A 6,571-nucleotide genomic window follows, 5' to 3' on the forward strand; every position below is an offset into this window, starting at 1 on the left:
CATGACCAACAGCGAAGTACGCGTCCGTTTCTGCCCGTCACCCACCGGAACCCCGCACGTAGGTTTGGTGCGCACAGCCTTGTTCAACTGGGCATTCGCACGACACCACGGCGGCACGTTCGTGTTCCGTATCGAAGACACCGATGCGCAGCGCGACAGTGAAGAGTCCTACCAGGCCATCCTCGACGCCCTCCGCTGGTTGGGGCTCAACTGGGACGAGGGCCCGGAGGTCGGCGGGCCGCACGCGCCGTATCGCCAGTCCGAGCGTCGTGACCTGCATCTCGACGTCGTAGCCAAGCTGCTTGCCGCGGGGGAGGCCTACGAGTCGTACTCGACCAACGAAGAAGTGGAAGCGCGGCACAAGGCTGCCGGCCGCGATCCGAAGCTCGGATACGACAATTTCGATCGCGACCTCAGCGAAGAGCAGCGCGCCGCCTACATTGCCGAGGGTCGCAAGCCCGTCGTCCGACTCCGGATGCCCGATCACGATCTGACGTGGAACGACCTGGTTCGCGGCGAGACCACGTTCAAAGCAGGCACCGTCCCGGACTTCGCGTTGACTCGCGGCAACGGTATTCCGCTGTACACGCTGGTCAACCCTGTCGACGACGCGTTGATGAAGATCACCCACGTACTGCGCGGCGAGGACCTGCTGTCCTCGACTCCGCGTCAGCTCGCGTTGTACGAGGCATTGATCCGCATCGGTGTTGCCGATTTCACACCGTCGTTCGGGCACCTGCCTTTCGTGATGGGTCAGGGCAACAAGAAGCTTTCCAAGCGCGATCCCGAGTCCAACCTCTTCATTCACCGTGATCGGGGCTTCATCCCCGAGGGACTGCTGAATTATCTGGCTCTGCTCGGGTGGAGCATCGCCGACGATCACGACGTCTTCTCGCTCGACGAGATGGTGGCGGCCTTCGACGTCTCCAAGGTCAACTCCAACCCCGCGCGCTTCGACCAGAAGAAGGCCGACGCGATCAACGCCGAGCACATTCGCTTGCTCGAGCCGGCCGACTTCGCGGCCCGACTGAAGTCGTTCCTGGTGGAGCACGGCCACATCAGTGCCGACGTCGACGAAGCGACGTTCACTGTTGCTGCGGACCTCGTGCAGACGCGCATCGTCGTTCTGTCCGACGCGTGGGATCTGCTGAAGTTCCTGTTCGTCGACGAGGCGTCGTTTGCCCTCGATCCGGCTGCAGCGGCCAAGAACCTGAAGGAAGATGCGGGACCGGTTCTGGACGCATCGCTTGCTGCGCTCGACGGTGTTTCCGAGTGGACGGCGGCATGCATCGAGGAAGCTCTCAAGAAAGCCCTCATCGAGGATCTGGAGCTCAAGCCGCGTAAGGCCTTCGCCCCGGTGCGAGTGGCGATCACGGGCTCTCACATCAGCCCTCCGCTCTACGAGTCGATGGAATTGCTCGGTCGCGACGTCTCTCTCGCGCGGTTGCGAGCAGGTAGGGCAGCCGTAACCGCCTAGATCGGGCGGTCTTCCGGCCGAAAATGAAGCAAAAACCTCCCGTGACCATACGATTTGGTATTTGGGGCAGGGGTACTGGTAATCTTCTTTTCGGCCGGAGACGAGCCGCCGAGCACAACAGCGAAGCGGATCGGGCAAGGCTGGTGAGCAAGACCTTGGGGTATGGTGTAATTGGCAACACAGCGGTTTCTGGTACCGCCATTCTAGGTTCGAGTCCTGGTACCCCAGCGGAAATCCGGTCGATTTTGTGGCCGGACTCAGACAAGCTAAGCTTGCTGAGCATCCAAGAGCAAGACTGAAATACCACGTTTAAAAGCGTGTCCTGGCCCCGTCGTCTAGCGGCCTAGGACGCCGCCCTCTCAAGGCGGTAGCGCGGGTTCGAATCCCGTCGGGGCTACAAAGGAAATACCCTCCGATCATTGATCGGAGGGTATTTTCTTATGTCCGGGAAAACTTCATCGGGTCGCGAAAAGTAATCACCCCCAATCGAATTCGACTGGGGGTGATCGTTATCTCACTCTGTTGTCCGCCCAGGGCTATCCGCTCTTACGACGGAACTCTCGCTTGTGATCGGCAGGGCCATGCGTGTTGTGGACCTTGGACTGTCCGTCGCGATGGTCGGTCGATTTTGCGTTCTGATGATTCTTCCGTTCGAGGGCCTCACGGAACTTTCGTTTGGTCTCCTCCGATTGGGATTCGGGTTCGGACGGGGTGTTGCTGTCGAGATCGCTCATATGCTCACTCCTTGTTGTTGGGCCTGTTGGTGAAACTACGCCGGCCCGAATTCGAATGCTCGTGATTTTTCTGCTCACGAATCTCGGGGCTGCGGCGGCGGTGCGGTAGAGCCGGAAAGAGGCATCGCAGGCATCCCGAGCTTGCGGTGGTCCCACGAACGAGTGCGATCGGGAACGAACCGTACCGCGACGCGTTTGTGGAGCATCGCGTCGACGGCCGGGCGAAGATCGTCGGTGTACGGGCCGGTGTATCGCTCCCAGACGCTGATTCCCACCGCGAAGAGGGCTTCCGGATCCTCGACGATCACTCCGGTGCCTTCCATCGAGACCCCTCGGAGCGTGTCGTACGTCAGGCCGTCTTCGATCAGTACGGACATACGGGCGTCCCGGCGAAGATTGACGGCCTTCTGCGACTTGGCTTTGGTCTCGAACCAGATTTCGCCGTCGACTATCGCGAACCACATCGCGATCAGGTGAGGCATTCCGTCAGCGCTCAACGTCGCCATCGTTGCCGTGCGGCTCTTTTCGACGAAGCTCGAAATTTCGGCCTCGGTCATCGTGATCTGACTACGCTGCTTTCCTGCCATGGTCGCGTCGTACTCCTACGTGCTCGAGGATCTGAAGACCTTACTGTGTCACGAATTACAGACGCTTGTGGAGCGCTTCGGCAGCTGCGAGAAGGTCGGCCGCCCAGCGCGCTCCCGGTCGCCGACCCATCCGGTCGATGGGGCCGGAGACCGAAATCGCGGCAATGACAGCACCTGCGGAGTCGCGGACGGGAGCCGCGACGCTGGCGACACCAGGCTCACGTTCGGCTGCGCTCTGTGCCCAGCCGCGCCGACGCACCTCGAGGAGTACTCGTTCGCCGAACGACGCATCGGCGAGAACGGTCCGTTGGGTTTGTGGATCTGCCCATGCGAGAAGGACCTTGGCGCCGGATCCGGCATTCATCGGCAGCCGAGCCCCGACGAGAACCGTGTCGCGCAAACCTGTCGGCGGCTCCATCGATGCGACGCAGATGCGTTGTGTGCCTTCGCGGCGGTACAGCTGGACGCTTTCGCCGGTGATTTCGCGAAGGCGGGGGAGGATGAGTCCGGCCGCCGCAATGAGTGGATCATTAGCGGTGGCAGCGAGTTCGGCGAGTCCTGGCCCCGGGCACCACTGACCGTCCGAGTCGCGAGTGAGGAGTCGATGGACTTCGAGACCGACGGCGAGTCTATGGGCGGTCGCGCGCGGCAAACCGGTTCGTGCACAGAGTTCGGTGAGGCTGCACGGTTCCTCAGCTACCGCATGAAGCACGCCCATTGCTTTGTCCAGGACGCCGATGCCGCTATGCTGTCTCATAGGTCGATACCAGTTTCTCGCATAGTGGGATGCTACCGCATTTCCTGGAGGGATAGCGCATTTCCTCGGGACAGTCTGCATCTGCTGTGAAGGCTGGGGACCTACTTCACGCGCGGCGGGCCAGCCCGTAGTCCGCCGACGCGAGGCTACGTACAGAGGTGGAAGACATGGCACAGAAAGCACGCACTCTCGCCGAGAAGGTGTGGGACGACCACGTTGTCGTGAAAGGGGAGGGGCAGGATCCCGACCTCATCTACATCGATCTCCACCTCGTTCACGAAGTGACGAGCCCGCAGGCATTCGACGGACTTCGCTTGGCCGGACGCCCGTTGCGCCGTCCCGACCTGACGATCGCCACCGAGGATCACAACGTCCCGACGATCGACATCGACAAGCCGATTGCCGATCCCGTGTCCAAGACACAGGTCGACACCTTGCGCCGAAATTGTGAGGAGTTCGGAGTTCGCTTGCACCGCATGGGCGATCTCGATCAGGGCATCGTGCATGTGGTCGGACCGCAGCTGGGCCTGACTCAGCCCGGAACCACTGTGGTGTGCGGCGACAGTCATACGTCGACGCACGGCGCATTCGGTGCGCTCGCAATGGGAATCGGCACCAGTGAGGTCGAGCACGTGATGGCGACGCAGACATTGTCGTTGCGCCCCTTCAAGACCATGGCGATCACGGTCGACGGCGAGCTGCCTCCCGGCGTCACGAGCAAGGACTTGATCCTCGCCGTCATCGCCAAGATCGGCACCGGCGGCGGCCAGGGCTACGTACTGGAGTACCGCGGCGAGGCCATTCGCAAACTGTCGATGGAAGCTCGTATGACCATCTGCAACATGTCGATCGAGGCCGGAGCGCGCGCCGGCATGATCGCACCGGACGAGACCACTTACGAGTTCATCAAGGGTCGTCCGCACGCACCGTCCGGCGCAGAGTGGGACGAAGCGGTCGCCGCGTGGGAGCTGCTCAAGACCGACGAGGGTGCGGAATTCGACAACGAGGTCCACATCGACGCAAGCGCATTGACGCCTTTCGTCACCTGGGGAACCAATCCGGGACAGGGTGCGCCACTCGGTGACCGTGTGCCCGATCCAGAGCTGATCGTCGACGAGAGCGAGCGTCAGGCAGCTGAGAAGGCGCTCACCTACATGGGTCTCGACGCCGGGATGCCGCTTCGGGATGTTGCCGTCGACACCGTGTTCGTCGGTTCGTGCACCAATGGACGGATCGAAGATCTGCGCGCGGTGGCCGAGGTGCTCGAAGGTCGCCATGTGGCAGAGGGTGTTCGGATGCTCATCGTTCCCGGCTCGATGCGGGTGCGTGCTCAAGCCGAAAGTGAAGGTCTCGGTGAAATCTTCACAGCGGCAGGGGCGGAATGGCGCCAGGCCGGTTGTTCGATGTGCTTGGGAATGAACCCTGACCAGCTTGCTCCCGGCGAGCGCTCGGCATCGACGTCCAACCGGAATTTCGAAGGCCGACAGGGTAAAGGCGGTCGGACCCATCTGGTTTCCCCGCTCGTCGCGGCGGCCACGGCGGTCCGCGGAACGCTCTCGGCACCGGCCGATCTGGTCTGACCCACTTACCTTCTCGAGGAGAAATTCGATGGAATCCTTTACCACGCACAAGGGTATCGGCGTCCCGCTGCGACGCTCGAATGTCGATACCGATCAGATCATCCCTGCCGTGTACCTGAAACGGGTGACGCGCACGGGATTCGAGGACGGGCTGTTTGCAGGCTGGCGTGCCGACCCCAACTTCATTCTCAATCTGGCTCCGTACGACAAGGGAAGCGTTCTCGTTGCCGGTCCCGATTTCGGCACAGGCTCTTCGCGTGAGCATGCCGTGTGGGCTCTCTCCGACTTCGGATTTCGGGTTGTGATCGCTTCGCGGTTCGCCGACATCTTCCGTGGGAACGCCGGAAAAGCCGGTCTCGTAGCGGCACAGGTCGAGCAGGGCGACGTCGAATTGCTGTGGAAGTTGCTCGAAGAGCAGCCCGGACTCGAATTGACAGTAGATCTCGAGAATCGGACTGTGAGTGCCGGAACTACGGTGGTGCCGTTCAATATTGACGACTACACACGGTGGCGTCTGCTGGAGGGTCTGGACGACATCGGACTGACATTGCGGCAGGTAGAAGCGATTTCCGAGTTCGAAAAGTCAAGGCCTTCATGGAAACCGACTACCCTTCCGGCTCGAATTTCGCAGGGCTGAACCGAAATCCGCAACTCCGCGCGGGAAGAGAAATAGGTCACCATTTCGCAGTCACGTTGAATGAGAATTGGCGTGGCACATAGACTCTTGCCGTTATCAGGTTTACCGTGGTTCTCAGTCGGTCCGACGGTGGACCACAATTAGCGGAGGAATTTCAATGAACAAGGCAGAGCTCATCGATGTTCTGACTGAAAAGCTGGGTTCGGACAGGCGCACAGCGACCGACGCAGTGGAGCACGTCGTGGACACCATCGTCCGCGCCGTCCACCGTGGCGAGAGCGTGACCATCACCGGCTTCGGAGTCTTCGAGCAGCGTCGTCGTGCAGCACGTGTTGCACGCAACCCGCGTACGGGCGAGACCGTCAAGGTCAAGCCGACGTCGGTTCCGGCTTTCCGTCCGGGTGCGCAGTTCAAGGCTGTTATCGCTGGTGGACAGAAGCTTCCGGCCACCGGCCCGGCAGTCAAGCGTGGCGTAGCAGCACCGGCCACCAAGGCTGCAGCCAAGAAGGCTGCTGCCAAGAAGACCGCAGCCAAGAAGGCTCCGGCAAAGAAGGCTCCGGCCAAGACCGCAGCCAAGAAGACGGTTGCTGCCAAGGCTCCCGCCAAGAAGGCTCCGGCCAAGACCGCAGCCAAGAAGACGGTTGCCGCCAAGGCTCCCGCCAAGAAGGCTCCGGCCAAGACCGCAGCCAAGAAGACGGTTGCCACCAAGGCTCCCGCCAAGAAGGCTCCGGCCAAGACCGCAGCCAAGAAGACGGTTGCCACCAAGGCTCCGGCCAAGAAGGCTCCGGCCAAGACCGCA

At 61.6% G+C, this 6,571-nt stretch carries 7 protein-coding genes and 2 tRNA genes; 6 read left to right on the forward strand and 3 right to left on the reverse strand.

Annotated features, from left to right (window positions below; translation table 11 throughout):
- Nucleotide 1 precedes the first annotated feature (1 nt).
- The 3 genes from gltX (at nucleotide 2) to ACWF6P_RS25935 (ending at nucleotide 1,874) form a co-directional block, all read left to right on the forward strand.
- Nucleotides 2-1,477, forward strand: a complete 1,476-nt coding sequence (gltX, locus tag ACWF6P_RS25925) for a glutamate--tRNA ligase (RefSeq protein ID WP_452622987.1) — start codon at nucleotides 2-4, stop codon at nucleotides 1,475-1,477.
- A gap of 156 nt (nucleotides 1,478-1,633) precedes the next feature.
- Nucleotides 1,634-1,705, forward strand: a tRNA-Gln gene (locus ACWF6P_RS25930).
- A gap of 96 nt (nucleotides 1,706-1,801) precedes the next feature.
- Nucleotides 1,802-1,874, forward strand: a tRNA-Glu gene (locus ACWF6P_RS25935).
- Between the two features lie 139 nt (nucleotides 1,875-2,013).
- Here ACWF6P_RS25935 and ACWF6P_RS25940 read toward each other — a convergent pair.
- The 3 genes from ACWF6P_RS25940 to ACWF6P_RS25950 all read right to left on the reverse strand — a co-directional run bounded on the left by ACWF6P_RS25940 (nucleotide 2,014) and on the right by ACWF6P_RS25950 (nucleotide 3,555).
- Complete coding sequence (locus tag ACWF6P_RS25940; RefSeq protein ID WP_007729345.1) at nucleotides 2,014-2,211, reverse strand: DUF5302 domain-containing protein; 198 nt, start codon at nucleotides 2,209-2,211, stop codon at nucleotides 2,014-2,016.
- Between the two features lie 74 nt (nucleotides 2,212-2,285).
- A complete protein-coding gene (locus ACWF6P_RS25945) occupies nucleotides 2,286-2,798 on the reverse strand; it encodes a pyridoxamine 5'-phosphate oxidase family protein (RefSeq protein ID WP_378533843.1) in 513 nt (170 codons plus the stop codon).
- A gap of 55 nt (nucleotides 2,799-2,853) precedes the next feature.
- Nucleotides 2,854-3,555 carry an IclR family transcriptional regulator gene (locus ACWF6P_RS25950; RefSeq protein WP_007729342.1) on the reverse strand — a complete coding sequence of 234 codons (702 nt, stop codon included), beginning with the start codon at nucleotides 3,553-3,555 and terminating at the stop codon, nucleotides 2,854-2,856.
- 158 nt (nucleotides 3,556-3,713) lie between these two features.
- On the opposite strand from ACWF6P_RS25950, the gene leuC reads away from it, so the two are divergent.
- From leuC to ACWF6P_RS25965, 3 genes are all read left to right on the forward strand, one after another.
- On the forward strand, nucleotides 3,714-5,135 hold the full coding sequence (gene leuC, locus ACWF6P_RS25955) for a 3-isopropylmalate dehydratase large subunit (RefSeq protein WP_317555338.1): 1,422 nt from the start codon (nucleotides 3,714-3,716) through the stop codon (nucleotides 5,133-5,135).
- A 28-nt stretch (nucleotides 5,136-5,163) separates the two neighbouring features.
- Nucleotides 5,164-5,772 (forward strand): 3-isopropylmalate dehydratase small subunit, encoded by a 609-nt coding sequence (gene leuD, locus ACWF6P_RS25960; RefSeq protein WP_378533839.1) that lies wholly within the window; start codon nucleotides 5,164-5,166, stop codon nucleotides 5,770-5,772.
- Nucleotides 5,773-5,929: 157 nt separating this feature from the next.
- A partial coding sequence (locus ACWF6P_RS25965; RefSeq protein ID WP_452622988.1) for an HU family DNA-binding protein occupies nucleotides 5,930-6,571 on the forward strand: 642 nt, incomplete at its 3' end.

It is taken from the genome of Rhodococcus sp. NPDC055024 (assembly GCF_053608585.1).

Coding starts and splice junctions, on each gene's coding strand:
- ACWF6P_RS25940 (WP_007729345.1), bottom strand. CDS start 2,211: ATGAGCGATCTCGACAGCAACACCCCGTCCGAACCCGAATCCCAATCG.
- ACWF6P_RS25945 (WP_378533843.1), bottom strand. CDS start 2,798: ATGGCAGGAAAGCAGCGTAGTCAGATCACGATGACCGAGGCCGAAATT.
- leuD (WP_378533839.1), top strand. CDS start 5,164: ATGGAATCCTTTACCACGCACAAGGGTATCGGCGTCCCGCTGCGACGC.
- ACWF6P_RS25950 (WP_007729342.1), bottom strand. CDS start 3,555: ATGAGACAGCATAGCGGCATCGGCGTCCTGGACAAAGCAATGGGCGTG.
- gltX (WP_452622987.1), top strand. CDS start 2: ATGACCAACAGCGAAGTACGCGTCCGTTTCTGCCCGTCACCCACCGGA.